23 protein-coding genes are annotated in these 24438 nt (G+C 74.9%); 16 read left to right on the top strand and 7 right to left on the bottom strand.

The annotated features are described in order from the left end of the window. Positions 1 to 5: 5 nt before the first annotated feature. On the top strand, positions 6 to 1634 hold the full coding sequence (locus HWY08_RS21420) for a CAP domain-containing protein (RefSeq protein WP_176069106.1): 1629 nt from the start codon (positions 6 to 8) through the stop codon (positions 1632 to 1634). A gap of 78 nt (positions 1635 to 1712) precedes the next feature. On the opposite strand, the gene tsf is transcribed toward HWY08_RS21420, so the two are convergent. From tsf to HWY08_RS21405, 3 genes are all read right to left on the bottom strand, one after another. Continuing rightward, on the bottom strand, positions 1713 to 2372 hold the full coding sequence (gene tsf / locus HWY08_RS21415; RefSeq protein ID WP_176069104.1) for a translation elongation factor Ts: 660 nt from the start codon (positions 2370 to 2372) through the stop codon (positions 1713 to 1715). Between the two features lie 111 nt (positions 2373 to 2483). Then, on the bottom strand, positions 2484 to 3422 hold the full coding sequence (rpsB, locus tag HWY08_RS21410; RefSeq protein ID WP_176069175.1) for a 30S ribosomal protein S2: 939 nt from the start codon (positions 3420 to 3422) through the stop codon (positions 2484 to 2486). A gap of 324 nt (positions 3423 to 3746) precedes the next feature. Then, positions 3747 to 4748: a competence protein CoiA family protein gene (locus tag HWY08_RS21405; RefSeq protein WP_176069101.1), complete on the bottom strand. Its 1002-nt coding sequence runs from the start codon at positions 4746 to 4748 to the stop codon at positions 3747 to 3749. 44 nt (positions 4749 to 4792) lie between these two features. Here HWY08_RS21405 and bcp point away from each other — a divergent pair, with 44 nt between their 5' ends. From bcp to HWY08_RS21345, 12 genes are all read left to right on the top strand, one after another. Continuing rightward, positions 4793 to 5248, top strand: coding sequence for a thioredoxin-dependent thiol peroxidase (gene bcp / locus HWY08_RS21400; RefSeq protein WP_176069099.1), 456 nt, complete (start codon positions 4793 to 4795; stop codon positions 5246 to 5248). Positions 5249 to 5281: 33 nt separating this feature from the next. Next, positions 5282 to 6652, top strand: coding sequence for an RsmB/NOP family class I SAM-dependent RNA methyltransferase (locus HWY08_RS21395; protein WP_176069097.1), 1371 nt, complete (start codon positions 5282 to 5284; stop codon positions 6650 to 6652). 212 nt (positions 6653 to 6864) lie between these two features. Continuing rightward, on the top strand, positions 6865 to 8769 hold the full coding sequence (locus HWY08_RS21390) for a S41 family peptidase (protein ID WP_176069095.1): 1905 nt from the start codon (positions 6865 to 6867) through the stop codon (positions 8767 to 8769). A 77-nt stretch (positions 8770 to 8846) separates the two neighbouring features. Beyond that, positions 8847 to 9677, top strand: a complete 831-nt coding sequence (gene mutM / locus HWY08_RS21385) for a bifunctional DNA-formamidopyrimidine glycosylase/DNA-(apurinic or apyrimidinic site) lyase (protein WP_176069093.1) — start codon at positions 8847 to 8849, stop codon at positions 9675 to 9677. Further along, positions 9674 to 10189, top strand: coding sequence for a hypothetical protein (locus tag HWY08_RS21380; RefSeq protein ID WP_176069091.1), 516 nt, complete (start codon positions 9674 to 9676; stop codon positions 10187 to 10189). The genes mutM and HWY08_RS21380 overlap by 4 nt, the downstream gene beginning before the upstream one ends. 148 nt (positions 10190 to 10337) lie before the next feature. Further along, entirely contained in the window at positions 10338 to 11495 is a 1158-nt protein-coding gene (locus tag HWY08_RS21375) for an MYXO-CTERM sorting domain-containing protein (protein WP_176069089.1), read from the top strand. Between the two features lie 123 nt (positions 11496 to 11618). Next, positions 11619 to 12461 (top strand): ribonuclease HII, encoded by an 843-nt coding sequence (gene rnhB / locus HWY08_RS21370; protein WP_176069087.1) that lies wholly within the window; start codon positions 11619 to 11621, stop codon positions 12459 to 12461. A 3-nt stretch (positions 12462 to 12464) separates the two neighbouring features. Then, on the top strand, positions 12465 to 12674 hold the full coding sequence (locus tag HWY08_RS21365) for a hypothetical protein (protein ID WP_176069085.1): 210 nt from the start codon (positions 12465 to 12467) through the stop codon (positions 12672 to 12674). Positions 12675 to 12820: 146 nt separating this feature from the next. Continuing rightward, on the top strand, positions 12821 to 14347 hold the full coding sequence (gene pcnB, locus HWY08_RS21360) for a polynucleotide adenylyltransferase PcnB (protein WP_176069084.1): 1527 nt from the start codon (positions 12821 to 12823) through the stop codon (positions 14345 to 14347). Between the two features lie 128 nt (positions 14348 to 14475). Then, complete coding sequence (pyrH, locus tag HWY08_RS21355) at positions 14476 to 15234, top strand: UMP kinase (protein WP_176069082.1); 759 nt, start codon at positions 14476 to 14478, stop codon at positions 15232 to 15234. Between the two features lie 30 nt (positions 15235 to 15264). Further along, complete coding sequence (gene frr, locus HWY08_RS21350) at positions 15265 to 15828, top strand: ribosome recycling factor (protein WP_176069080.1); 564 nt, start codon at positions 15265 to 15267, stop codon at positions 15826 to 15828. Continuing rightward, positions 15825 to 16025 (top strand): hypothetical protein, encoded by a 201-nt coding sequence (locus HWY08_RS21345; RefSeq protein ID WP_235969746.1) that lies wholly within the window; start codon positions 15825 to 15827, stop codon positions 16023 to 16025. The genes frr and HWY08_RS21345 overlap by 4 nt, the downstream gene beginning before the upstream one ends. Here HWY08_RS21345 and HWY08_RS21340 read toward each other — a convergent pair whose 3' ends face one another. The 3 genes from HWY08_RS21340 to HWY08_RS21330 are packed head-to-tail and all read right to left on the bottom strand — an operon-like array spanning position 16026 to position 19010. Continuing rightward, complete coding sequence (locus tag HWY08_RS21340) at positions 16026 to 16469, bottom strand: hypothetical protein (RefSeq protein WP_176069078.1); 444 nt, start codon at positions 16467 to 16469, stop codon at positions 16026 to 16028. 14 nt (positions 16470 to 16483) lie between these two features. Beyond that, on the bottom strand, positions 16484 to 17302 hold the full coding sequence (locus tag HWY08_RS21335; RefSeq protein WP_176069076.1) for a polyphosphate kinase 2 family protein: 819 nt from the start codon (positions 17300 to 17302) through the stop codon (positions 16484 to 16486). A gap of 4 nt (positions 17303 to 17306) precedes the next feature. Further along, positions 17307 to 19010 carry an NAD+ synthase gene (locus HWY08_RS21330; RefSeq protein WP_235969745.1) on the bottom strand — a complete coding sequence of 568 codons (1704 nt, stop codon included), beginning with the start codon at positions 19008 to 19010 and terminating at the stop codon, positions 17307 to 17309. Between the two features lie 28 nt (positions 19011 to 19038). On the opposite strand from HWY08_RS21330, the gene HWY08_RS21325 reads away from it, so the two are divergent. Both HWY08_RS21325 and HWY08_RS21320 read left to right on the top strand, forming a co-directional pair. Next, entirely contained in the window at positions 19039 to 19986 is a 948-nt protein-coding gene (locus tag HWY08_RS21325; protein WP_176069072.1) for a type 2 periplasmic-binding domain-containing protein, read from the top strand. Between the two features lie 233 nt (positions 19987 to 20219). Then, positions 20220 to 20567, top strand: coding sequence for a LuxR C-terminal-related transcriptional regulator (locus HWY08_RS21320; RefSeq protein ID WP_176069070.1), 348 nt, complete (start codon positions 20220 to 20222; stop codon positions 20565 to 20567). Positions 20568 to 20651: 84 nt separating this feature from the next. Here the strand turns inward: HWY08_RS21320 and tkt are convergent, their stop codons facing one another. Continuing rightward, positions 20652 to 22643 (bottom strand): transketolase, encoded by a 1992-nt coding sequence (tkt, locus tag HWY08_RS21315; RefSeq protein WP_176069068.1) that lies wholly within the window; start codon positions 22641 to 22643, stop codon positions 20652 to 20654. A 181-nt stretch (positions 22644 to 22824) separates the two neighbouring features. Between tkt and HWY08_RS21310 the strand changes: the two genes are divergently transcribed. Further along, positions 22825 to 23976: a sensor histidine kinase gene (locus HWY08_RS21310; RefSeq protein ID WP_176069066.1), complete on the top strand. Its 1152-nt coding sequence runs from the start codon at positions 22825 to 22827 to the stop codon at positions 23974 to 23976. Positions 23977 to 24438 lie beyond the last annotated feature (462 nt).

Below are 24438 nucleotides of genomic sequence, written 5' to 3'. Positions count from 1 at the left end.
GACCCATGACCGTCGTGCGCCGTAGAGGACTCGCCGCCGCGCTCACCGCGGCGGCGCTGGGGATGGGGTGTGCCGCCGTCCAGGCCAACCGGCACGAGCCGGGGACGCTCAGCGGGGGCGCGTTCGCCCCGGCGCGGCCCGCGGCGGCCCAGCTCGGGCCGAACCCCGCGTACGTCTGCCCGACGGGCGGCGCCTTCCCCATCCTCACCTCCGACGTGGCCGAGGTCGCCAAGGACGGCGGCCGCGTCGCGCCGCAGCCCGACGGCCGCCTCTGCGCGCTGGCCGACACGCTCCTCGGCTGGAAGGAGCAGGGTACGCCGCCGGAGAGCGTGACGAGCTTCCTCGCCTGGCACTTCGGCCTGCCGGCCGCGCCGGGCCGGGTGGTGATCGCGACGGTCGAGAGCGAGGATCCGCGCATCCTCGCGCAGCGGTTGCTCGAGCCGGTGAACGGCTTCGCGCAGCACGCGGTGGCCCCGCGCTTCGGCGCGGTCACCCAGCGCGAGAAGAAGGGCTTCACGAAGGTGGTGGCGGTGGTCTACGACGCCGTCGCCGAGCTCGAGCCCATCCCCCGCCGCGTCGAGGCGGGCGGGCAGGTGGCGCTCCGCGGCAAGCTCGCCGCCGGGGTGGACAAGCCCAAGATCTCGTACTGCGACCCGGCCGGGAAGCTCGTGGACGTGCCGGCGGCGCCGGGCGGCCAGCTCGCCGGCGACCTGCGCTGCGGCGATCGCCCGGGCACGATGGTGGTCGAGGTCCGTGCCGAGCGCGGCGGCCAGGCCGTCAGCGCGGCGCGCTTCCCCGTCCAGTGCGGCGTGCCGCTCCCCGCCTCGGTGAAGGCGCCGCCCGACGCGAAGCAGGCGGCCGCGCCGGGCGCCGAGCGCCGCGTGTTCGACCTCGTCAACGCCGAGCGGGCCGCGGCCCAGGCGCCGGCGCTGCAGTGGGACGACGGCGTGGCCGCGGTGGCGCGCGCCGCCTCCGAGGCCTCGCGCGACGAGACGCGCGCCAACACCAGCTCGAGCACGGTGAGCTTCGACGTGGTGGCGCAGCTCAAGAAGAACGACGTGATGAGCCCGCTCGTGCTGCTCAACCCGGCGGCCTCGCGCTCGCCCGAGGAGGCGCACTGGCGCCTCGCGCACAGCCCGCTGCACCGCTCGAACATGCTGAACCCGCAGGCGACGCACGCCGGGGTGGGGCTCGCGAGCTACAAGGACCCCGACGCGGGCGACGTCTACTTCGTCACCGAGCTGCTCGTCCGCGAGCAGCCGCCGGTGGACGCCGAGGCGCTCCGCGCGAAGCTCCGCGAGGCGGTGGCGCGCAAGCGCGCCGACGCGCGCGCCGAGAAGCTCGCCGCCGACCCCACGCTGGAGGAGGTGGCCCAGAAGTACGCCAGCGCGCTCGCCGCCGCGAAGGGCGAGCTGCCCAAGGCGCAGGCCGACGCGATCCTGTCGCCGCTCTACAAGACGTTCCGCACGGTGAGCCTGGTGGGCGGCGCCAAGCCCGAGCCGCTGGAGTTCGCCGAGGAGCCGGGCGTCGTCTCGCAGGCCAAGGTGATGGGCGTCGGGGTGGCCGGCGGCGGGAACCCGGTGCTCGGCCGGAACACGGCGTACGTGATCATCCTGGTGGGGACGCGCAGGTAGCGCGCGAAAAAAATGCCCTCTCCCCGCAGGGGGAGAGGGCAGGGAGCGGGGGCCGCACCGCGGCCCCTCGCGCGGGAGCTACTTGGCGACGCCGGCCGCCTTCGCGACCTCTTCGGCCAGGTTCTCCTGCTTCTTCTCGATGCCCTCGCCGAGCACGAAGCGGGCGAAGCGGCGGACCTGGATGTTCTCGCCGATCTTCGCCACCGCGTCGGTGATCGTCTCCTGGACGGTCTTCTTGTCGTCCTTCACGAAGGGCTGCTCGAGCAGCGCGACCTCCTTGAAGTACTTGTCGACCTTGCCCTGGGCGATCTTCTCGACGATCGCCTCGGGCTTCTTCTGCTCGCGGGCCTGGGCGCGGGCGATCTCGAGCTCCTTCTCGATCACCTCGGGCGGCACCTCCTCGCGGCGGACGTAGAGCGGGTTGGCCGCGGCGATGTGCATCGCCAGGTCCTTCACCAGCCCCTGGAAGCCGTCGGTGCGCGCGACGAAGTCGGTCTCGCAGTTCACCTCGACGAGGACGCCGATCTTGCCGCCCATGTGGATGTAGCTCGCCACCGCGCCCTCGGAGGCCACGCGGCCCGACTTCTTGGCGGCGGCGGAGAGGCCCTTCTTCCGCAGCAGCTCCTCCGCCTTGGCGGCGTCGCCGCCGGCCTCGGCGAGGGCCTTCTTGCAGTCCATCATGCCGGCGCCGGTCTTCTCCCGGAGCTCCTTCACCGCGTTCGCGCTGATCTCGGCCATCGTCGTCCGTCTCCTCGAAGTAGGGCGGGGGCTCGTCCCCCGCCGCGATGTGAAACGGGGCGAGCCCGTGCTGGAGCCCGCCCCGCAGTCCTGTGACCAGGCGCCGGCTGGCTACGCCTTCGGAGCCTCGGCGGCCGGGGCCTCCGGCGTCACGTCGCCCTTGCGCACCACCTCGACGTGGGCGCTGGCGGCCGCGCGGTCCTCGCGCGGCGGGCGGCGCTCGCCGCGGTCGCGCCCGCGGCCACCGCGGTCGCGGCGATCGCGGCGGTCACCGCGCTCGCTGGCCGCGTCGCGGTCCTCGAGCTCGCGCTGCTCCTGGCCGTGCTCGGCCACCCAGGCGCCGTGGCGGGCGCGGCCCTCGACGCACGCCTCGGCCACCTTGCCCGTGAAGAGGCGGATGGAGCGGATGGCGTCGTCGTTGCCCGGGATGACGTAGTCGATGCCCTCGGGGTCGCAGTTCGTGTCGACCACCGCCACCACCGGGATGCCGAGGCGGTTCGCCTCGTGCACCGCGATGTGCTCCTTCTTCGTGTCGATGATGAAGAGGGCGGCCGGCAGGCGGGACAGGTCCTTCACGCCGCCCAGGTTCTTCTCCAGCTTCTCGCGCTCGCGCTCGAGCTGGGCGATCTCCTTCTTGGGCAGGCGATCGTAGGTGCCGTCCTGGCTCATCTTCTCGATGGTCTTGAGCCGCTCGATGCCCTGCTTCACGGTCTTGAAGTTGGTGAGCGTGCCGCCCAGCCAGCGGTTCGTGACGTAGAACATCCCCGCGCGCTGCGCCTCCTCGCGGATGGCGTCCTGCGCCTGCTTCTTCGTGCCGACGAAGAGCAGCGTGCCGCCGCGCGCCACCGCGTCGGAGACGAAGCGGAAGGCGGTGCGCGCGAGGTTGACCGTCTTCTGCAGGTCGATGATGTAGATGCCGTTGCGGGCGCCGAAGATGTACGGCTTCATCTTCGGGTTCCAGCGCTTCGTCTGGTGCCCGAAGTGCACGCCGGCCTCGAGCAGCTGCTTCATCGAGATGGCGGTGCCCTGCGTCTGCATGACGGCCGCCATGCCCTCGGCGGGCGCGGCGGCGGGGGCGGGGGGCGCCTCGGTGGCGGGAGCCACCTCGGGCGTGGGGTTCGTGTCCTGCGGCTGCGTCTCCATGGTCTCTCGTCTCTCCGGTTGGTGTTCCGCCACTCCCGCCTCGCCGCGCGTCGCCTGCCGCCGTGGAAGACCTCTCCACCGGCCTCGTCAGGCACCGGAGCGCGTCGCCGGGAAGTGTGTGAATTTACGACGACTTCTGGTTGAGCTACGCCCGTCGCTCGCGATCGGCCGAGATCGATGGGGACGGCTCCTTTAACACGAGCGAGGCGCCCGCCGCAAGGTCCCGGTTCGTCACCGTTTTCGGGGGAGACCCGCCTTCCACCAGCCGAGCTCCACGAGCGCCCCGTCGTAGCCCCGCCAGGCCACCGGGCGGGGGGAGCGGCCCGGGCAGGCGTGGCGGACGAGCCGGGTCCCGAGGTCGAGCGCGCGGCCCCCGCACTCCGGGCAGGTGAACGCGCGTTCCAGGCGGCGGCGCTCGGCCGCGCCGAGGGGCGGCGGCGGGCCGGCCAGCGCCGGGCCGGGCCGGCCGCCCATGAGGCCGCGGGCGCGGTACGCCTCGAGCTCCGCCACGGCCGCCTCCTCGCCGCCCCGGGCGCGCCCCTCGTCGGCGCGGGCGGTCGCCTGGCAGGAGGGGCAGGGCGGGACGCCCAGCGTCCTCGCCACCCGCACCGCCACGCCGCCCTCCGCCAGCTCCTCCTCCCAGGGCTCGCGGGCGTCGATCTCGAGCGCGGGCAGGTGGAGCCCCGCCAGCGCCGCCTCCTTGTCGGCGTCGACCGCGTGGGTGACGAGCACCTCCAGCGCCAGCGCCGGCCTCCCGCGGCGGGTGACGAGGACGTCGGCCCGCAGCGCGCCGGCGGCCCCCTCGGTCACCGCCGCGTCGCCGGCCCGGCCGAGGTCGATGGGCAGCTCGCGGCGGCAGCGCGGGCAGCGCGCGCCGAGCCGCACCGGGAGCCGCCCGGCGAACGCCTCGGCGCACAGGAAGAGGAGCCGCTCCTTGGCGTCGAGGTGGAGCGCCGTCTCCGGCCGGGTGAGCGGGCAGGTCGAGCCGGGCCGGTGCGCGAAGTGGCGGGCGCGCATGGGCCCGAGCTTCGCGACCAGCTCCTCGCCGCAGCCCAGGCAGGTGAAGGGCGCGAGCGCCTTGCGCGAGGCGCGGTCGAGCGCGCCGACGTGGAGGTGCCGCCCCTGGCGGTCCTTCGCCCAGGCGAGGAGGACCTCGGGCTCGTCGCCCGCGCCCCGCCGGCGGGCGGAGGGGGTCGGGGAGGGGTGGCGCCCCGTGTTCCTTGCCCGCGGCACGGCGGGTTCATTACTACCGCTCCACCCTCGCGCGAAAGGACACCATGCCCCTCGAGATCGGCAAGAAGGCGCCGGACTTCGCCCTGCCCGACGAGCGCGGCGAGCTCGTGAAGCTCTCCGGCTTCAAGGGCCGCCGCGTCGTCGTCTTCTTCTACCCGAAGGCCAGCACCCCCGGCTGAACCCAGGAGGCCTCCGACTTCCGTGACGAAGTCGACGCGTTCGCGAAGCACGGCGCGGCGGTGCTCGGCATCTCGAAGGACTCGCCCGCCGCGCAGCAGAAGTTCAAGGAGAAGCACCAGCTCCCGTTCCCGCTCCTCTCCGACCCCGACGCGAAGGTCCAGCAGGCCTGGGGGGTGTGGAAGGAGAAGAACATGTACGGGAAGAAGGTCATGGGCACCGAGCGCACCACCGTGGTGGTGGGGCCGGACGGGAAGGTCGAGCGCATCTTCCCCAAGGTGAAGGTGGCCGGCCACGTGGCGGAGGTGCTGGCCGCGCTCTAGCGCCCGGCCGGCGCTTCGGGGCTATAAGAGGGCGTGCCCCGACCTCTCCGCCACGACCTCGTCGACGCCGCCACGCTGGAGGTGAACGGCCTCGTGCGCGAGCAGGGCTGGCTCGCCGATCGCGCCCTGGAGCGCGTGCTCCGGCGCGAGTCGCGCCTCTACGCCAGCGAGCGGCGGGCGGTGGCCGAGGCGGTCTACGGCCTCCTGCGGCGCGAGGGGCAGCTCCGCTGGCTCGCCGGCGAGACCGCCTTCATCCGGGGGAACCCGGCGCCCGCGCCGGCGGGGCGCGGCGGGCCGGGCCGGGCCGCGGCCTCGGTCGAGCCGGCGACGCTCTACGCGCTCTTCCTCGCCCGCACCGGCGCCGCGGCGCCCGAGGCGGCCGCGAAGCGCCTCGGCGTCCCGGCGCGGATCGTGACGGAGGCGCTCGACCGCGCCGACGCCCGCATCGCGGCGGTGGCCGATCCGGCGGAGCGGCTCGCCGTCGAGGCCTCCCTGCCGCGCTGGCTCGCGGAGCGGTTCCTCGACGAGCTCGGCGCGGAGGAGGCGCGCGCGCTGGCGCTCGCGCTCAACCAGCGGGCGCCGCTCACGGTGCGGACGAACCTCCTCAAGACGACGCGCGACGCGCTGCGGGCGCGCCTCGCCGAGGAGGGCGTGGCCGCGGCGCCGACGCGCTTCTCGCCCTGGGGGCTCACCCTCGACGGCCACGAGAACGCCTTCCAGCTCCCCGCCTTCCAGGACGGCCTGTTCGAGATCCAGGACGAGGGCAGCCAGCTGCTCGCGCTTGCGGTGGGGGCGCGGCCGGGGTGGACGGTGGTGGACGCCTGCGCCGGCGCGGGCGGGAAGTCGCTCGCGCTCGCCGCCGAGATGCACGGCAAGGGTTCGCTCGTGGCGCTCGACGTGGACGAGGAGCGGCTCGCCGAGGCGAAGCGCCGGGCGCGCCGCGCCGGGGTCCACAACCTGCGGAGCCGGCTCATCCCGGAGGGCGCCGCCGCCGCGGAGGCGCTCGCCGACCTCGCGGGCAAGTGCGAGCGCGTCCTGGTGGACGCGCCGTGCAGCGGGATCGGCGCGCTGCGCCGCAAGCCCGACGCGCGCTGGCGGCTCACGCCGGAGGACCCGGCCCGCTTCGCCCGGCTGCAGGCGGAGCTGGTGGCGCGCTTCGCGCCGCTGGTGAAGCCGGGGGGCCGCCTCGTCTACGCCACCTGCGCCGTCGGCCGGATCGAGAACGAGGGCGTGGCGGAGCTCGCCGCGCGCTCGCTCGAGGGCTTCGAGCGGATGAGCGTCGCGGCCATGCTGGGGACCGAGCTGGCGGCCGCCCTCGGGGCCGGGGGGGACGCGCTCTCGCTCCTGCCGCACCGCCACGGCACCGACGGCTTCTTCTGCGCCGGCTTCCAGCGCGCCCGCTAGCAGGGGATCGGGCAGGCGCCCGCCCCTTCATTTTTCGGCTGCGGTGGCGCCGATGTGTGCTCCGAGCGCGCGCGCGGCGTTCTGCCGCTCGCACCCGTCCCGGCGGCGTCGCGCCTGCTCGCCCGGCTGCTGCCCCCGGGTGGGCGGTTCTCTAGGATGCGCGCGCTGGGTGAGCCTCCGAGGTGGGGCTCGCTCGCACACCTGATCCGCGCATGCCCACGCCCTTCCTCCTCTCGCTCCTCCTCGCCGCGGCGCCCGCGGCGGGCCCGGCCCTCGCCACCGCCGCCGGCGCGATCACCGCCGCCCCGGCGGCCGGCGCCGCGCGCCCGGACCCGTGCGATCGGCTCTCCGCGCTCGACGACGCGCCGGACTGCGGGGACGCGCCGCTCTGCTCCGTCCGGCAGCGCGTCCAGCTCGTCTGCCAGGTCCGCGACGCCCTGGAGAAGCGCTACGTCTTCTTCCCGGTGAAGGGGAAGATGCTCGGCGCCGAGGGGAAGGGGTTCGACTCGCGCCGCCACCTCGACGCCTGCGTCGAGGAGGAGCGCGCCCTCCCGCGCGAGGACGACCCGCTGCGCTTCTACGACCGGGTGCGGCGCTGCACGGCCGCCTTCGCCGACGGGCACCTCCTGCTCGGCGCGCCGGCGCGCCTGCCGCAGGTGGCGCTCGGCCTCGGGCTGCGCGCCGTGGACGGGCACGTCTACATCGCGAACCGGGAGAAGAAGCTCGTCTCGTACCTCAAGACCGTCTCCGGCGTGCGCGACCTCGAGGACCTGGTCGCGGTCGGCAACGAGGTGCTGGAGGTGGACGGCCGCCCGGTGCAGGAGGAGCTGCACCGCCTGGCGCAGTACCTCCCGGCCAGCTCCGACGCGGCGCGCCTCGAGCGCGCCGTGGACGCGCTCACCCGCCGCGACTTCGCCTTCCCGGAGCGGCGCGCCTGCGCGCTCACGGTCTCCGCCGGCGGCGCCCGCCGCGCCGTCGAGCTGCCGTGGTGGATCTCGCCCGACGCCGAGGGCCACCTCATGACGCGGGCGTGGGTGCGCCGCACCGGCGTCGCCACCACCGACCTCCTCAACTGGCGGTACGACCCGGCCAAGGACACCTGGGACAAGGACCTCGGCTCCGCGCAGGGCTACCTGCGCACGGAGACCATCCTGCCGCCCGCCGACGCCGCCTCCCTGCGCGAGTACGCCGACGACCAGGACCGGCCGGCGGTGCGCCTGGGCGAGGTGGTGCGCCGGCGCGACCGCGCCTTCTGCTACCTCCAGATCCTCACCTTCCACACCGAGAACCTCGCCGGCGGCCAGGGTCGCCAGCCGTTCTCGGCGGTGCTGGGCGCGTTCGTGAAGGAGTGCCAGGAGAAGGAGCTCGACCTGGTCCTCGACCTGCGCCAGAACGAGGGGGGCTACCTCGCCCACTCGAGCGCGCTGCTCGCGGCGCTGGGCGAGCGCCAGAAGGCCTATCCCGGCGGCGCGCTGCTCCTGCGCGCCTCGACCCAGAACCAGCTCGTCTACCAGCAGCGCGCGCCGTCCCTCTCCGGCGCGCCCGCCCGCGCCGGCGATCCGCTCGACCCGCGCCGCATCGCCGACGCCATCGGCGCCGCCCGCCGCGCGCGCGCCGAGTTCACCCCGGCCTTCCTCGAGCAGCCGCTCCGGGCGAGCGACGCGGTGGGCGGCTACCAGGGCCGCGTGGTGGCGCTCGTCGCGCCGACCTGCATGAGCGCCTGCGACCGCGTCGCGGCGCTGCTCAAGAGCGCCGGGCGCGCGACGCTGCTCGGCGGCCCGACCGAGGGCGCGGGCGGGAGCCAGCAGGAGGCGCGCAACCTGCCGGTGCGCTGGAGCGACCCCGAGGGCCTGCTCGCGCTCGCCATCCCGAACGCCGCCATGGGCGTGCAGCGCGCGCTGCCGCTCGCGGGCGGCGACCGGCCCGCCGACGAGTTCTTCCAGGCGCTGACCTTCGAGAATCGCCCGGTGCAGCCCGACGTGCCGTACGCGACCACCCTCGACGACGTCACCCACCACAACCGCGGCTGGCTGGAGCAGGTGGACCATGCGCTCTTCGGGGGAGGCCTCCGCGCCGCCGCCGGCCGCCCGCAGCTCGCCGGCGCTGGCGGACCCTGACGTAATCCTTCCTCCGGGTGCGCCTCGTCGCACACCCCCTGCGCGTTTCCGCCACAGGACGTGGTAAGAACCGGCGGATGCCGGAGCTCCCCGAGGTCGAGATCGCGGCGCGCAACCTGCGCGCGTGGACGCTCGGGCGCCGGGTCCTCTCCGCCGGCGCGGAGGAGAAGGCGCGCCGGATCTTCCGCCCGGGCCGACCGCGCGCCTTCACGGCCGCGCTCGCCGGCCGGAGCGTGGGCGAGGTGCGCCGGATCGGCAAGCAGCTCCTCATCCGCCTCGAGGGCGGGAAGGCGCCGCTCGGCCTGCTGAGCCACCTCGGCATGACCGGCAAGTGGCTCCGGCGCGAGCGCGGCGAGGCGCCGCCCAGCCACTCGCGGGCGCAGCTCGAGCTCGACGACGGGACGACGCTGCACTACCGCGATCCGCGCCTCTTCGGGCGGCTGCGGCTCGTCCCCGGCGCCGACTTCGACGCCGTGCCGGAGCTGGCGGCGCTCGGCCCCGACCCGCTCGACGACGGGATCGACGCCGGCTGGCTGGCCTCGGCCTTCGCGCGCCGCAGGGTGCCGGTGAAGGTGGCGTTGCTCGACCAGAAGCTCCTGCCCGGGGTGGGGAACATCCAGGCCAGCGAGGCGCTCTTCCGCGCGCGCCTCGACCCGCGCCGCCGGGCGGACGCGCTCACGCGCGCCGAGGTGAAGCGGCTGGCGGAGGCGGTGCGCGCGTCGATCGAGGAGACCATCGCGCGCGAGGCCGGCCCCGAGCCGCACTACGTCGAGGAGCCGGGGTCGGAGAACCCGTTCCTCGTCTACGGCCGCGCCGGGGAGAGGTGCCCGCGCTGCCGGCGCGAGAAGATCGCGCGCGCCGTGCAGGCGCAGCGCTCGACGTTCTTCTGCCCGAGGTGTCAGCGGTGAGCGGCTGGGTCACCGTGTGGGACGTCGCGTCCGAGCCGGTCCGGTGGGGGAGCGCCGGCGAGGGGCTGTGGGCGGCCTCGGCCCTCTTCCTCGGCATCTCCTGGGCCGTCGTGCTGCGCCGCCGCAGCGCCCTCGCCGCTGCGCTGGCGCTCGCGGTCTCGGGCTGCGTCGCGGGCGGGGTGGTGTGGGGCTCCCTCGCGCATCACCGCCACCACCTGGCGTGCGTCCAGGCGTCGCTGCACGACGAGGGGCGCGTGCTCGAGGGCGTGGTGCGCGACTACGAGCGGCTCTCGTCCTACTGGCAGCGGCCCGCCGAGGAGCGCTTCACGCTGGCGGGCGAGGCGCTCCGCCTGCCGCTCATCAGCGGCGCCTGCGGCTATCACCGGACCACCCTCGAAGGAGGGGCGTTCCGCAACGGGCTGCGCGTGCGGCTGCTCACGTGGCGCGGGCAGATTCTGCGGGTCACGGTGGACCGCGACGCCCTGCTCGGGATCGTGCAGGTCGGACAGTAAAGCTGGGGCGTGGACCGGTGCGCTCCGCGACTCGGAGTGCGTGGGTCCCCGGCTGTGCCAGGCACCTACATTTCTTGACTGCCGCCTGCCAGCCTGCTAGGGAGGCAGGCTCAACCTTTGGTGTCCTCGTCGAGAGGAGTAACCACAAATGGGTATTCGCAACGCAGTGCTGCGGGCGTCGGTCGGGGCGGGCGTGCTTTCGATGGCGCTGAGCGCCGGGGCGGCGGTCACGCCGCAGAACGCCGTGCTGACGGCCGCCGTGACCCCGCCGGCGTCCATCCGGTTCGGGGGCACCGCCAGCTACGTCGTCGACATCACCAACACCGGCCCGAACCACGCCACCGAGGTGGCGCTCTCGAAGATCGTCCTCCCGGCGGCGCCGGCGAGCACGGGCACCCTCAAGATCGCCGGGGTCGACGGCGCGACCTGCGACACCGACGCCAACGGCTTCGTGATCGTCGACACGGCCGGCGTCATCCAGGGTCTCGACGCGAAGGGCAAGCCGACCGGCGCGAAGCCCTGCCCCATCATCGCGGACTTCACGAACGACCCCGGCACCGGCGCCACGCCGGCGAACGTCGCCGAGGTGACGATCACGGTCGAGTGGGCGGTGCCGACGGACGCCGACGGCAAGCTGGTGCCTCCGGTGACCGCCGCCTGCCCGGCCGCCAACAGCATGGGCGACATCGCGATCGAGATCAGCGCCACCTCGACGCCGACGACCACGCCCGTGACGCTGCCCGGCGCCGCCGTGGAGGTGAAGCAGTGGGCCGACGTCGCGATCACCCTCGCCGGGCCGTCCTCCGGCAAGACGGGTGACCTCGCGAAGTTCACCCACACGGTGACGAACCGCGGCCCCTGCCCGGCCACCAACGTCATCGCGAGCTTCTTCCCCAACATCAACGTGAGCACGATGCTCACCTTCGACGCGGCCTCGGCCACCGGCCCGTGCGCCTCCGCCGACCCGATCAACGACGCCATCTGCCCGCTCGGCGACATCGCCCCCGGCGCCTCCGTCACCTGGACGTACAGCTTCAAGCTCGGGAACCTGCCGGAGAGCGTGACCCAGACGACGATCCCGTACGAGTTCGACGCGTACTCGTTCGCCGCCGGCAAGGAGCCGCCGTTCTCCAGCGCGAAGCGCGGCGTCGCCGACCCGGACCTCGACAACAACGACGCCAACGCGGCCGGCATCCGCATCGGCAAGGAGGGCGGCGGCTGCAGCAGCGGCGGCCCCGGCGGCCTCTTCGCCGTGGCGCTGATGGCGGCGGCCGTCTTCGCGGCCCGCCGTCGCCGCACCGCCTAGCGTCCGAGCCTCACCGCAGCCTCGCGAGGGCGGCGCCTTTCCGGGCGCCGCCCTTCGCCTTTCTGGGCGGGCGCGGCCGCCGCGTTGCCGCCCGACCGGCGCCGGTGCCATGATGCCCCCTCGATGGGCCCCGACGACATCCGGCGGATGAGCCTCGCGGAGCTCAAGGCGCGCTTCGTGGACGCCGGGCGGCCCTTGCCCGAGGGGTGCGAGGAGGCGCTGCGCGACGACGACCGGGCCGGCGCCAGGGCGGTCTACCAGGCGGTGCTGCGCCGGCGGCGCGAGAACCGCGCCGAGGGGCAGCGGCTGCGCCACCTCCTGCGCTTCGAGACGGCGCTGTGGGAGCAGGGCGTCCTCCACATCGGCGGCGTGGACGAGGCGGGGATGGCGCCGCTCGCCGGGCCGGTGGTGGCGGCGGCGGTCATCCTGCCGCGCGAGTTCCGGCCGCGCGGCATCGACGACTCGAAGCAGGTGGACGCGGCCGAGCGCGAGCGGCTGGCGGTCGAGATCAAGGCGGCGGCGGTGTGCTGGGCGGTGGGGCTGGCGGCGGTGGAGGAGATCGACACCATCAACATCTACCGGGCCGGCCTCCTCGCCATGCGCCGCGCGGTCGAGGGCCTCTCGCGCGCGCCGGAGCACCTCCTCATCGACGCGCGGCGGCTGCCGGAGCTCAAGATCCCGCAGCAGGGGATCATCCACGGCGACGCGCTGAGCCTCACCATCGCCGCCGCCAGCATCCTCGCCAAGACGACGCGCGACGCGCTCATGGCGGAGCAGGACCTCGCCCACCCCGGCTACGGGTTCGCCCGGCACAAGGGCTACCCCACCGCCGAGCACTTCGCCGCCCTCGAGAAGCTCGGGCCTAGCCCGCTCCACCGCCGGTCGTTCGCGCCGGTGCGGCAGGCGCTCGGGCTCGAGCCGGTGCAGGAGGAGCTCTTCCCGGCGCGAGCCGAGGGCGAGAAGTAGGCGGTGGCGCACACCGCGCTGCTCCTCTTCGGGCTCGTCTCCTCGGCGGCGCTGCTCGGCTTCGGCCTCGCCCAGGCGTTCCGCCGCCGCTACCGCGATCGCTCGGGGGTGGTGCGGGAGGGGCCGGCGGCGGTGCGGGCGGGGCTCCTCGTCGCGTTCATCGGCCTGTGCGAGCTGGCCGTGACCGCGCTCCTGTACCTCGCCGGCCGGTAGGCCGCCCGCCGCCCGCGCGCGAGCGGCATTTGACGCTGAGCATCCCGGAGGATAGAACGAGCCCCGAGGACGAAGCCCGACGGTGTCGGTGCGACCGGTCCGCGGCGGAATGACCCGCCCGACGGCGCCCCCCGATCCGGCCAACCATGCGAGATCCCCACCCTTCGATCGCAGCGACCGCAGCCCCCCGCGACACCGAACCCCAGCACCGCGACCACGACGGACGCCGCAATGGCCGCGTCCGCGACCGCGACCCGCGCCACCGCGGGCTCGACGCCGAGCGCGGGCTCGCGCTCGACGTGCCCGTCCCGGCGCCGGCCCACCCCCCGGAGATTCCGGAGGACCGGCTCGACGCGGACGCCATCCGCACCATCGCGCGGCTGCGGCACGTGGGCCACCAGGCCTACTTCGTCGGCGGCTGCGTGCGCGACGTGCTCCTCGGCTTCACGCCCAAGGACTTCGACGTCGCGACCAGCGCCCACCCCGGCGAGGTGCGGGCGACCTTCCGCAACTGCCGCCTCATCGGCCGCCGCTTCCGGCTGGCGCACGTCTACTTCCGCGGGGCGAAGATCATCGAGGTCGCCACCTTCCGGAAGAACCCCACCGACGCCGGCGAGGACCTGGGCGAGGAGGGCGACCTCCTCATCACCCGCGACAACGTCTTCGGCACCGCCGAGGAGGACGCCCGGCGCCGCGACTTCACGGTGAACGGGCTCTTCTACGACGTCTTCGCCGGCGAGGTCATCGACTACGTCGGCGGCCGCGCCGACCTCGAGGCGCACCGCATCGCCACCATCGGGGACCCCGAGATCCGCATGCAGGAGGACCCGGTGCGCGCGCTGCGGGCCATCCGCTTCGCGTCGCGGCTCGGGTTCACCATCGAGCCGGAGACGTTCGCCGCCATGCGGCGGCACGCCCCCGAGCTGGGTCGCTGCGCCCCGCCCCGCCTGCTCGAGGAGACGTTCAAGATCCTGCGCTGCGGCGCCTCCCAGCGCGCCTTCGAGCTGCTCCGCTCCTCCGGCGCGCTGCCGGTGATCCTGCCGGCCCTGGCCTCGTTCTTCGACGGCGCCGGCGACGAGGCGCGCCGCCGCTTCCTGGCGCACCTCGCCGCGCTCGACCGGCTGGTGAAGGCGGGCGGCGACCCCAGCGAGGCGGTGCTCCTCGGCGCGCTCCTGCTCCACCTGCCCGCGCCCGAGCCCGGCGCGCCCAGCGAGCGCGACCGGCTCCTGGCCGAGCTGGTCGCGACGGCCCGGCTACCCCGGCGCATCGCCGAGCGGGTCCGGCTCGCGCTCGCCTCGCAGCGCGCCTTCCGCGGCCCGCCCCGGCGGCGCCGGCGCGGCCTCACCTCCCAGGTGTACTTCCGCGACGCGCTCCAGCTCCTCGAGCTCACCGTCGAGGCGACCGGCGAAGGGCGCGAGGTGCTCGACCGCTGGCGCAGCGACGACGCGGGCGCCGAGGGCGGCGACGCGCCCGAGCCCGGGCGGGCCCGGGCGGGCCGCGCAGCCCCGGCCGGGGACGACCTCGACCTCGGGGCGGTCCCCGCCGACCGGCCGGCCCAGGAGGCCGGCCCGGCGGCGGAGGGCGCCAAGCGCCGGCGCCGGCACCGCGGCGGCCGCCGGCGGCACCGGCGCGGCGGCGGCGCCCCGGCCGGCTCCTCCGGCCCGCCCGCTTGACGGGGCCGGCGGCTCGCCCGCTCGCCGGCGCCTCCCCCGCGCTTGGCGCGGCGCGGGCGTTCGCGCCCGGTATGATGACAGCTCCGCGCCTTGCCCCTCCGGGCGGCGTGCGATAGAAGGCGCCGGATATGCCCAGCGAGCGAGCGGACAAGCCGAAGGCCCGGTACAAGCGCATCCTGCTCAAGCTCTCGGGCGAGGCGCTCATCGGCGACGGGAAGTACGGCATCTCGCCGAAGACGCTGGTCGCCATTGCACAAGAAGTGAAGGACGTGGTCGAGCTGGGCGTGGAGGTCGCGCTCACCATCGGCGGCGGCAACATCTTCCGGGGCGTCTCCGGCGCCACCGAGGGGATGGACCGCTCCAGCGCCGACTACATGGGCATGCTCGCCACCGTCATCAACTCGATGGCGCTGCAGGACGCGCTCGAGAAGATGGGCGTCTCCACCCGGGTCCAGTCCGCCATCGAGATGCACCAGGTGGCCGAGCCCTACATCCGGCGGCGCGCCATCCGGCACCTGGAGAAGGGGCGGGTGGTCATCTTCGCGGCCGGCACCGGCAACCCCTACTTCACGACCGACACCGCCGCCTCGCTGCGCGCGATGGAGATCCACGCCGACGTGCTGCTCAAGGCGACCAAGGTGGACGGGGTCTACAGCGACGACCCGAAGAAGAACGCGGCCGCCACCAAGTTCCGCTCCCTCTCCTACCTCGACGTGCTGAAGAAGAACCTCAAGGTGATGGACTCGACCGCCATCAGCCTGTGCATGGACAACGACCTCCCCATCGTCGTGTTCGACCTCACCGCGCGCGGCAACGTGCGCCGGGTGGTGGTGGGCGAGGACATCGGCACCACGGTCGGGAAGACCCAGACCCGCGCCGCGGGCTAGCCGACGCACCACGAAAGAACGGAGAGCGCCATGTCTGCCGCCGACGACATCCTCAACGACCAGCGCGCGCGCATCCTGAAGACGCTCGAGCACTTCCGCGCCGACCTCATGGGCGTGCGCACCGGGCGCGCCTCGCTGCACCTGCTCGACGCGGTCCGGGTCGACTACTACGGCACGCCCACCCCGCTCAGCCAGGTGGCGAACATGGCGGTGGCGGACGCCCGGCTCATCACCCTGAAGCCCTGGGAGAAGAGCCTCATCCCGGTCATCGAGAAGGCCATCCGCGACGCGAACCTGGGCCTCAACCCGATGAGCGACAAGGACCTGGTCCGCGTGCCGGTCCCGGCGCTCACCGAGGAGCGGCGCAAGGAGATCGTGAAGCAGGTGAAGCACAAGGGCGAGGAGCAGAAGCTCGCCGTCCGCAACGAGCGGCGTGACGCGAAGGAGCTGCTCGAGCAGGCGGAGCAGGACGGCGACATCTCGGCCGACGAGGCGAAGAAGGCGCTGGAGAAGGTCCAGAAGGAGACCGACGACGGCGTGAAGAAGATCGACGAGATGGTCGCGGCCAAGGAGAAGGAAGTCCTCACTGTGTGAGCGGGGGCATTCGCCAGGCGCTGGCGCTTTACCTGCCGCTGCTCCTCGTCGGCGCGGCCGCCGGGCTCGTCCACGCCCTCGCCCGCCGCAGCCCCGACCCGCGCCGCCGGCGCGCGCTCGACCTCGCCTGGATCCTGCTCCTGCTCCTCGGCGCCCCCGCCTGGCTCTTCACCGCCGCGGCGCTGGGGTGGCTCTGATCACACCGGCCAGACCATCCCGATGAGCGCCAGCAGCCACAGCAGGTGCGCCGCCCCGGCGTAGGCCGGCAGCTTGCGCGACGCGGCGCGCGCCAGCTCGAGGTCGCCGGCCGCGAGGCCCTCGGTGACCCCGCGCAGCGCCGGGCGCGCCAGCGCGGAGAGGAGCGCCAGCCGGAGGAGCGCGAAGAGCATCCCCGCCTCGATGCCGTGCCGGATCGGCACCTCGCCCATCGCGAGGTAGAGGAGCCCGGTCGCGATCGTGGCGAGCCCGAAGGCGAGGTCGAGCGCGAGGCCGCTCCGGGCGAGCGCCAGCGCGGGGGAGGGCGGCTGCGCCGGGGCGGCGGCGACCGCCCGGCGGACCGCGCCAGGCCAGAACAGCGCCGAGCCGATCCAGACCGCGGCGGCGAGGACATGCAGGAAGCGGAGCACGAGCTGGAGGGTCATGGGTTCCGGTGGGGTCAGGGCGCGAGGACGCGCGCGCAGGTCTCGAGGACGGCGAGGCGGGCGTACTTCTTGTCGTTCGCGGGGACGAGCAGCCAGGGCGCGTCGGGGCGGTGGGTGCGGTCGAGCATGTCCTGCACCGCCTCGGCGTAGTCGCGCCACTTCTTGCGGTTGCGCCAGTCCTCCGAGGAGAGCTTGTACTTCTTGAGCGGGTCGGCCTCGCGGTCCTCGAACCGCTGGAGCTGGGTCTTGCGGTCGATGTGGAGCCAGAACTTGCACAGCTTCACGCCGTCGTCGGTGAGCATCTTCTCGAAGGCGTTGATCTCGTCGTAGGCGCGCTTCCAGGCCGCCTCGGTCGCGTACCCCTCCACCCGCTCCACCAGCACCCGCCCGTACCAGCTGCGGTCGAAGACGGCGATCTCGCCGCGCTCGGGGAGCCGGTACCAGAAGCGCCACAGCCAGTGGTTGCGCTTCTCCTCGTCGCGCGGCGCCGCGATGGGCCACACCTTGAAGCCGCGCGGGTCCAGGAGCGCGGTGAGCCGCTTGATGCAGCCGCCCTTGCCGGCGGCGTCCCACCCCTCGAAGACGAAGACCGTGCGCCGGCCGTCGAGGTAGTTCGTGATCTGGTGGGCGTAGACCTTCCGCTGCAGCTCGAGCAGGCGCCGCTCGTAGCGCCGGCGGTCGACCTGCGCGGAGAGGTCCACCTCGTCCAGGCGGAGGGTGCCCGGCGCGAACGCCTGGAACCGGTCGGCGCGCTCGACCAGCGCGCCCGGCGCGCCGCCGGCCTTCCTCGCCCGCGGCCGCCGCGCGCCGCGCTTCGCCCGGGTCTTCGCCATGAGGTCACTCGTAGCGGAAGCCGTGCGCGATGGGCAGGCGCCGGCCCTCGCCGAACGCCTTCGCGCTCACCTTGAGCACCGGCGCCGCCTGGCGCCGCTTGTACTCGGAGGTGATGATCATCTTCAGCACGCGCCGCACCGTCTCGGGCGCGTGCCCCCGCGCCACGATGGCCTCGAGCGGGAGCCGCTCCTCGATGGACGCGGCCAGGATGTCGTCGAGCTCGGGGTAGGGCGGCAGCGTGTCCTGGTCGGTCTGGTCCGGCTTCAGCTCGGCCGAGGGGGGCTTCGTGAAGGTGCGCTCGGGGATGACCTCGCGGCCGGCGCGGGCGTTGGCCGCGCGCGCCACCCGGTAGACCAAGGTCTTCGGGACGTCGCCGATGACCGCCAGGCCGCCCGCCATGTCGCCGTAGAGCGTGCAGTAGCCGACGGCGAGCTCGCTCTTGTTGCCGGTGGACAGGCAGAGGGAGCCCTCCTCGTTGGAGAGCGCCATGAGGATCTGCCCGCGCACGCGCGCCTGCACGTTCTGGGCGGCGAGGTCGCAGAGCGGGTGCGCCAGCGCGCCCTCGAGCTGCGCCAGGTAGGCCGCGTGCATCGGCTCGATCATGATCTCGCGGAAGCGCAGGCCGAGGTTCTTCGCCAGCGCCGCGGCGTCCTGGCGCGAGTGCATGGACGAGTAGCGCGACGGCATGGCGACGCCGAAGACGTTCTCCGGGCCGAGCGCGTCGGCGGCCAGGGCGGCGGTGAGCGCGCTGTCGATCCCGCCCGAGAGCCCGATGACGGCGCTCCGGAAGCCACACTTGCGGGCGTAGTCCCGCAGCCCGAGCACGAGCGCCCGGTAGACCTCGTCCGCCTCGGCGTCGGGGCCCTCGCCCGGCGCGAGCCGCGGCGCCCCCGGGAAGCGCAGCAGCTCCGGGGCCGCGCCGTCGCCGCCGGCGACCACCACCGCCTCCTCGAAGAGCGGCGCCTGGGCGAGGACCTTCCCGTCCCGGCCGACCAGCATCGAGCCGCCGTCGAAGACGAGCGCGTCGTTGCCGCCCACCTGGTTCACGTAGGCGATGGGCACGCCCTGCCGCTCGGCCGCGGCGCCCACCATGCGCGCCCGCAGCGCCGGCTTGCCGAGCCCGTAGGGCGACGCGGAGATGTTCACGACCAGCTGCGCGCCGGCGTGCCGGAGCTCGCCGATGGGGTCGCGGTCGTAGCGCGGCGTCTGCCAGAAGCGCTTGTCGTTCCAGATGTCCTCGCAGATGGAGAGGCCGAGCCGCGCGCCGGCCGCCGGCGAGTCGGCAGCGGTGGCGTCCTTCGCCGCGAGGAAGTAGCGCGTCTCGTCGAAGACGTCGTAGGTGGGCAGGAGCGACTTGCGCCCCACCGCCGCGACGCGCCCGCCCTCGACCAGCGCGGCGGCGTTGTAGACGCCCGGCGGCGGCGCGCCGGGGGGCGCCTCCGGGAAGCCGATCACGAGCGCGAGCCCGCGCGACCAGTCGGCCGGCTCGGCCAGCTCGCGGAGCGTGCGGCCGGCGCGCTCCAGGAACTCCGGGACGTCGAGGAAGTCGCGCGGCGGGTAGCCGGACAGCGCCAGCTCCGGGAAGAGGACGAGCGACGCGCCGGCGCCGCGCGCGAGCTCGGCGGCGGCCCGGATGCGCGCGGCGTTGCCGGCGAAGTCGCCCACCGTCGTGTTCACCTGCGCGAGGGCGATGCGGCGGGTCGGCACGGCCGTGAACATGCTACAGTTCCGGGCCGTGCGCAGCGGATTCGTGGGCGTCCTCCTCGCCGCCGCGCTCGCCTGCCGCGGCGAGCGGGCGGCCCCCGCGGCGCCCGAGGTGGCCCTCTTCAGCACGGTGGGTGACGCGCCCGCGGCCGCGCTCTCGGCCGCCGCGGCGCGGGCCGGCGTGGCGCGGGTGCGCCGGGTCGCGGCCGCGGCCGACGCGGACGTGCTCTGGCTGGGCGACCCCACCGAGGCGGTCGAGGCCGAGGCGCTGCTCCTCCCCGGCGCGGTCGCGCTCCCCGAGGGCGTCGACTCCCGGTTCGGCGACCCGCGCGGCCGCTGGGCGCCGCTCTGCGCCCGGGCCCTGGTGCTGGTCGTCGCCCCGGGCGCCGCCCTGCCGCTCGACCCGGTGAACGTGCGGGACGCCGCCGACCCGCGGCTGGCGGCGCGGGTGGCGGTCGGGCCGCCCGGCGCGCCGGGCCTGGCCACCCCGCTCGCCGCGCTCGGCGTCACCTACGGCGAGGCCAGCCTGCGCCGGTTCCTCGCGCTGCTCGCCCGGAACCGCACGCGCGTCGCCGAGAGCGAGCGCGCGGCGCGGGCGCTCGTCGCCTCGGGCGAGGCCGCGGTCGCGCTTCTGGGCAGCGAGGAGGCGGCGGCGGGCGCGGCCAGCGCAGCGGCGCTGGAGGTGGTGGTCCCGGATCAGCAGGGCCGCGGAGCGGTGGTGCTGCCCACCGCGGTGGCGGTGGCGCAGCGCGCGGCCGGCGGCGCAGCCGCGGCGCGGCTCGCGACCTGGCTGGTGGGCGCCGAGGCGGAGGCGCTGCTCGCGGCGCGGGCGCCGGGGTTCATGCCGCTGCGCGCCGGCGTGCCGGTGCCGGTGGGGGTCCGCCCGGCGGGAAACGTCGTGGCGCTCCCCCTCGACTGGGACCGGCTCGCCGCAGAGAAGCGGAGGCTCGCGCCGCTGCTGGCGGCCTGGCCGCCATAAGCCCATTAGGCGCGCCATATCGCGATGGGTCGCGCTCAACCGGCCCCCAGAGAGACGAAAACGCAATCCTCTTGGGGCCTTATCCCGAAAAACACACAGGGGGTTGGCAGCCGAGCGGGGCGTTGTCATCGTCGAGTCGCCGGGGAAGACGGCCGAGAAGGGGCGCGCCCCAGGACCATGCGCCCAGCGGACCGGACGCCCGGCTGACTGGCTTCCCCAGGGGAGACAAGACGATGCCGCAGATCGATATCGAGATCCTGACCCCGTTCGCCGCCAAGTTCCTCGAGGGCACGACCCTCACCCCCGCCGAGCGCGCCGAGGTGCTGCGCATCGCCCAGGGGTTCGCGTGCAAGGACTCCGCGGCCGCCGCGGGCGTGTCCCCGGAGACGATCCGCGCGCGCCGGAAGAGGATCTACCGCAAGCTGGACGTGCCGGGCTCGGGCGAGCTGCTCGCGAGCCTGCTCTCGATGTCGCTCAAGATGCTGGCGAAGGGCGAGCGCATCGAGCCGCGGCCGGTCGCCCCGGCGCAGCCCGCCGCCGGAGCCGCCGTGGCGGGTCCGCCGGCGATGGCCGCGCGGTAGTCCGGCGCCGCTCGCAGGCGGCTCGTCCTCTCCGAGGGTCCCTCCGCGTAGGGCGGGGGCTCGTCCCCCGCCCCGCGCCGCGGGTCAGCCCCGCGCCCACGCCTCGAGCTTCGCGGCCACCTGCTCCGGCGTGTAGCCGAACTCTCCCGCGAGCGCCTTCTCCGGCGCGCTCGCGCCGAAGCGGTCGATGCCGAGGACGAGGCCGTCCTTTCCGGCCAGCTTCCACCACTCCAGCCCCCGCGCCGCCTCGACCACCGCCACCCGGTGACCCGGGGGCACGACCGCGTCGCGGTACGAGGCCGGCTGCTCCTCGAAGCAGGCGAGGCACGGCATCGAGACGAGCCGCGCGGGCACGCCCTTCGCCGCCAGGAGCGCCAGCGCCGCCTGCGTCGTGCCCACCTCGGAGCCGGTCGCGATCACCGTGACCTTCGCCCCGGGGGCGTCCGTCACCACGTAGCCGCCGCGGAAGAGCTGCTCCGGGTCGGAGGAGGCGCGCGCGAGCTTGGGGAGCTTCTGCCGGGTGAGCACGAGCGCGGTGGGGCCCTCGCGCCGCTCGATCGCGTGCGCCCAGGCGGCCGCCGTCTCGAGCCCGTCCGCCGGGCGGACCACGTGCAGCCCGGGGATGGCGCGGAGCGCGGTGAGCTGTTCGATGGGCTGGTGGGTTGGCCCGTCCTCGCCGAGGAAGATGGAGTCGTGCGTCCAGACGTAGATGGACTGCAGGCGGGAGAGCGCGGCGAGCCGCACCGGCGGGCGCATGTAGTCGGAGAAGACGAGGAACGTCCCGGAGAACGGGATGTGCAACCCGTCGTAGGCGAGGCCGTTCGCGATGGCGCCCATGGCGTGCTCGCGGATGCCGTAGTGGACGTTCCGGCCCTGGTAGCTGCCCGCGCCGACGAAGCCGCCGCCCTTGATGTCGGTGTTGTTCGACTCGGCCAGGTCGGCCGAGCCGCCCACCAGCGCGGGCACGAGCGCCGCCGCCTTCTGGATCGCCGCCTGCGAGAGCTTGCGGGTGGCGTCGGCGGCGTCGGCGCCCTCGAGCAGCTTCGCCCGCAGGTCGGCCGGCACCTTGCGCTCGACGTGCGCGTCGAGGAGGGCGGCCGGCGCCGGGTTCGCCGCGCGCCAGGCGGTCGCCTTGCGGTCCCAGGCCGCGCGCAGCATGCGCTTCTCCTCCTGCACCTCGCGCCAGTAGGCGCGCACCTCGTCCGGCACGAGGAAGCGCGGGCCCTCCGGCCAGCCCAGGTTCTTCTTGGCGGCCGCCAGCTCCTCTTCGCCCAGCGCCGCGCCGTGCACCCCCGAGGTGCCGGCCTTCTTGGGCGCGCCGAAGCCGATGACGGTCTTCACGCGGATGAGGCTCGGGCGGGAGAGCTCGGCCTTCGCGGCCCGGAGGGCGCGGTCGATGCCCTCGTGATCGCGGCCGTCCACCGACTGGACGTGCCAGCCGTAGGCCTCGAACCGGCCGGTCACGTCCTCGGTGAAGGTGAGGTCGGTCTTGCCGTCGATGGTGATGCCGTTGTCGTCGTACAGGTAGACGAGCCGCCCGAGCCGGTGGTGCCCGGCGAAGCTGGCCGCCTCCGCGGAGACGCCTTCCATGAGGTCGCCGTCGCCGCAGATGGCGTAGACGAAGTGATCCTCGAGCGGGTTCCCGGGCCCGAGCTGGGCGGAGAGCATGGCCTGGCCGAGCGCGAAGCCGACGCCGTTCGCGAAGCCCTGGCCCAGGGGGCCGCTCGTCACCTCGACGCCGGGGGTGTGGCGAAACTCGGGGTGGCCCGGGGTGCGCGAGTGGAGCTGCCGGAACTGCTTCAGATCCTCGAGGCCGAGGTCGTAGCCGGAGAGGTGCAGGAGCCCGTACAGCAGCATCGAGCCGTGGCCGGCGGAGAGGATGAAGCGGTCGCGCCCCAGCCAGCGCGGCTCCTTGGGATCGAACCGCAGGTGCCGGGTCCACAGCACGAACGCCAGGTCGGCGGCGCCCATGGGCATGCCGGGGTGGCCGCTGTTCGCCTGCTGCACAGCGTCCGCCGCCAGCATGCGGATGGTGTCGACACACTTCTTCGTGAGCTCGGCGCTCGCCTGTGGCACGGGTCGCTCCTCCGGTGGGCGCGCGAACATCGCCCGGCGCGGCGTTTCAGATCAAGGGGTTCCTGCCGCCCCGCCCGCGCGCTCGCGACTTGACGGCGCGCGGGGCTGCTTGGGTATCGCCCCGTCGGCCGATACCCATCGTGCGGGCTGGCCCGCATCCTACGCGCGGGGGGGCGAGCGCATGACCGCGAGCGAGCTGCGCGCGCAGGCCGAAGAGGGCGAGCCCTCCGGCCCCGCAGACCAGCCGGGGCGAGGCGAGCCGCCGCAGGGCGAGGGCGAAGTCCTGGCCGCGGCCGCGTCGCTCCTGGACGGCTTCTTCGACGCCGCGCCGGTGGGCCTGGCGCTGCTCGACCGCGAGCTTCGGGTGATCCGGGTCAATGACGTGCTGGCGCGCCTGGCCGGGCGGCCGGGGCTCGTGCCGGGCGGGCCGCTCGAGGTGGTGCTGCCCGCGCTCGCTTCCCCCGAGCTCCTGGCCGCCGCGCGCCGTGCGGTCGCGGCGGGCGAGACGTCGCCGGAGCTCGCGATCGCGGCGGGCGAGGAGCCCGGGCGACCTCCGGAGGCGCGGCGCGCGCTCGTCGCGACCTGCTACGCGCTGCGGGGCACCGCCGGGATCCTCGGCGTGGGCCTCGTGGTGCAGGACGTGACGCGCCGGCGGCAGCAGCAGGAGTTCCACGAGCGGGTGCTGGGCATCGTCGGCCACGACCTCCGGTCGCCGCTGGCGGCGGTGCGCATCTCGGCCCAGATCCTCGGCCGCGCCGCCCCGGACCCGCGCCACGCGCGCCTGCTCGGGGTCATCGAGGGCGCCGCCCGGCGCATGCAGCGCATCATCGAGGACCTGCTCGACTACACGGCGGCGCGGGTGGGCGGCGGCATCCCCATCCGCCCCAGCAGCGTGGACGTGGCGCAGGTCTGCCGCGAGGTGGTGGCGGAGGCGCTGGCGGCCGATCCGGACCGGGTGGCGCGCTGCGAGGGGGAGGGCGACCCGGTCGCCGAGCTCGACCCCGACCGGCTCGGCCAGGCGCTCGCCAACGTGGTGGGCAACGCCTTCCGCTACGGCACGCCCGAGCACGCGATCGAGGTGCGCTGGCGCGGCGAGCCGGACGCCGTCGTGGTCGAGGTCTCGAACCGCGGTCCGATCATCCCGCCGGAGCTGGTCGGCCACGTCTTCGAGCCCTTCCGGCGCGGGGTGCACCCGGGCGGCGAGGGCGGCGGCCTCGGCCTCGGGCTCTTCATCGCGCGCCACATCGTCGCCGCGCACGGGGGCGAGCTGACCCTGCGCTCCGACGCCGGCGAGACGTGCTTCACGGTGACGCTCCCCAGGCGGCGGGGGTGAGCGCGGGCCGGCGGAGAGGAGCGCGAGGAGCGGCCCCCTCTCCCTGCCCTCTCCCCCGGTGGGGGAGAGGGAACCGTCACTCTGGAAGAGGAAACCGTGACCTGGAGTGCAAAGGCTCCTGCCCCTCGCCCCGTGTCTCGAGCGTGTCGGTCTCCCTCGCCCCGCGGAGCACTCATGATTGGCCACAAGTCTTCCCCGGCCCGTCCAAGCCAGCAGAGAGGTGCGTGGCCGTCTCGCGGCCGCCGCCCCGTCGAGGCAGGGCACCGTCCGGCGAGCGGCGCCAGCGAGGCGTCACTCCCCGGCCGCGGCGCCGTCCGCAAGATCGGCTCACGATCCGGTACTGCGCCGTCCGAGCGTTCACGTCGAGCCAGCGGTCTCAGCGCCCGCGCCGCACGCCCCTAAAGTGCTTCCGCTGGCGGTAGTAGGTGGAGCGCTCCGGTCCGCGCCCTTCCGGAACTGCTC

The sequence above is a fragment of the Anaeromyxobacter diazotrophicus genome, assembly GCF_013340205.1.
GTDB lineage: Bacteria > Myxococcota > Myxococcia > Myxococcales > Anaeromyxobacteraceae > Anaeromyxobacter_A > Anaeromyxobacter_A diazotrophicus.
The sequence above is the reverse complement of the archived record's forward strand: the minus strand, read 5'-3'. Positions and strand labels throughout refer to the sequence as shown.

Excerpts from the sequence above, each read along its gene's own strand:
- HWY08_RS21310 (WP_176069066.1), top strand. The coding sequence starts at position 22,825 with ATGACCGCGAGCGAGCTGCGCGCGCAGGCCGAAGAGGGCGAGCCCTCC.
- rnhB (WP_176069087.1), top strand. The coding sequence starts at position 11,619 with ATGGGCCCCGACGACATCCGGCGGATGAGCCTCGCGGAGCTCAAGGCG.
- HWY08_RS21390 (WP_176069095.1), top strand. The coding sequence starts at position 6,865 with ATGCCCACGCCCTTCCTCCTCTCGCTCCTCCTCGCCGCGGCGCCCGCG.
- pcnB (WP_176069084.1), top strand. The coding sequence starts at position 12,821 with ATGCGAGATCCCCACCCTTCGATCGCAGCGACCGCAGCCCCCCGCGAC.
- rpsB (WP_176069175.1), bottom strand. The coding sequence starts at position 3,422 with ATGGCGGCCGTCATGCAGACGCAGGGCACCGCCATCTCGATGAAGCAG.
- HWY08_RS21375 (WP_176069089.1), top strand. The coding sequence starts at position 10,338 with ATGGGTATTCGCAACGCAGTGCTGCGGGCGTCGGTCGGGGCGGGCGTG.
- frr (WP_176069080.1), top strand. The coding sequence starts at position 15,265 with ATGTCTGCCGCCGACGACATCCTCAACGACCAGCGCGCGCGCATCCTG.
- HWY08_RS21335 (WP_176069076.1), bottom strand. The coding sequence starts at position 17,302 with ATGGCGAAGACCCGGGCGAAGCGCGGCGCGCGGCGGCCGCGGGCGAGG.
- tsf (WP_176069104.1), bottom strand. The coding sequence starts at position 2,372 with ATGGCCGAGATCAGCGCGAACGCGGTGAAGGAGCTCCGGGAGAAGACC.
- HWY08_RS21340 (WP_176069078.1), bottom strand. The coding sequence starts at position 16,469 with ATGACCCTCCAGCTCGTGCTCCGCTTCCTGCATGTCCTCGCCGCCGCG.
- HWY08_RS21320 (WP_176069070.1), top strand. The coding sequence starts at position 20,220 with ATGCCGCAGATCGATATCGAGATCCTGACCCCGTTCGCCGCCAAGTTC.
- pyrH (WP_176069082.1), top strand. The coding sequence starts at position 14,476 with ATGCCCAGCGAGCGAGCGGACAAGCCGAAGGCCCGGTACAAGCGCATC.
- HWY08_RS21420 (WP_176069106.1), top strand. The coding sequence starts at position 6 with ATGACCGTCGTGCGCCGTAGAGGACTCGCCGCCGCGCTCACCGCGGCG.
- mutM (WP_176069093.1), top strand. The coding sequence starts at position 8,847 with ATGCCGGAGCTCCCCGAGGTCGAGATCGCGGCGCGCAACCTGCGCGCG.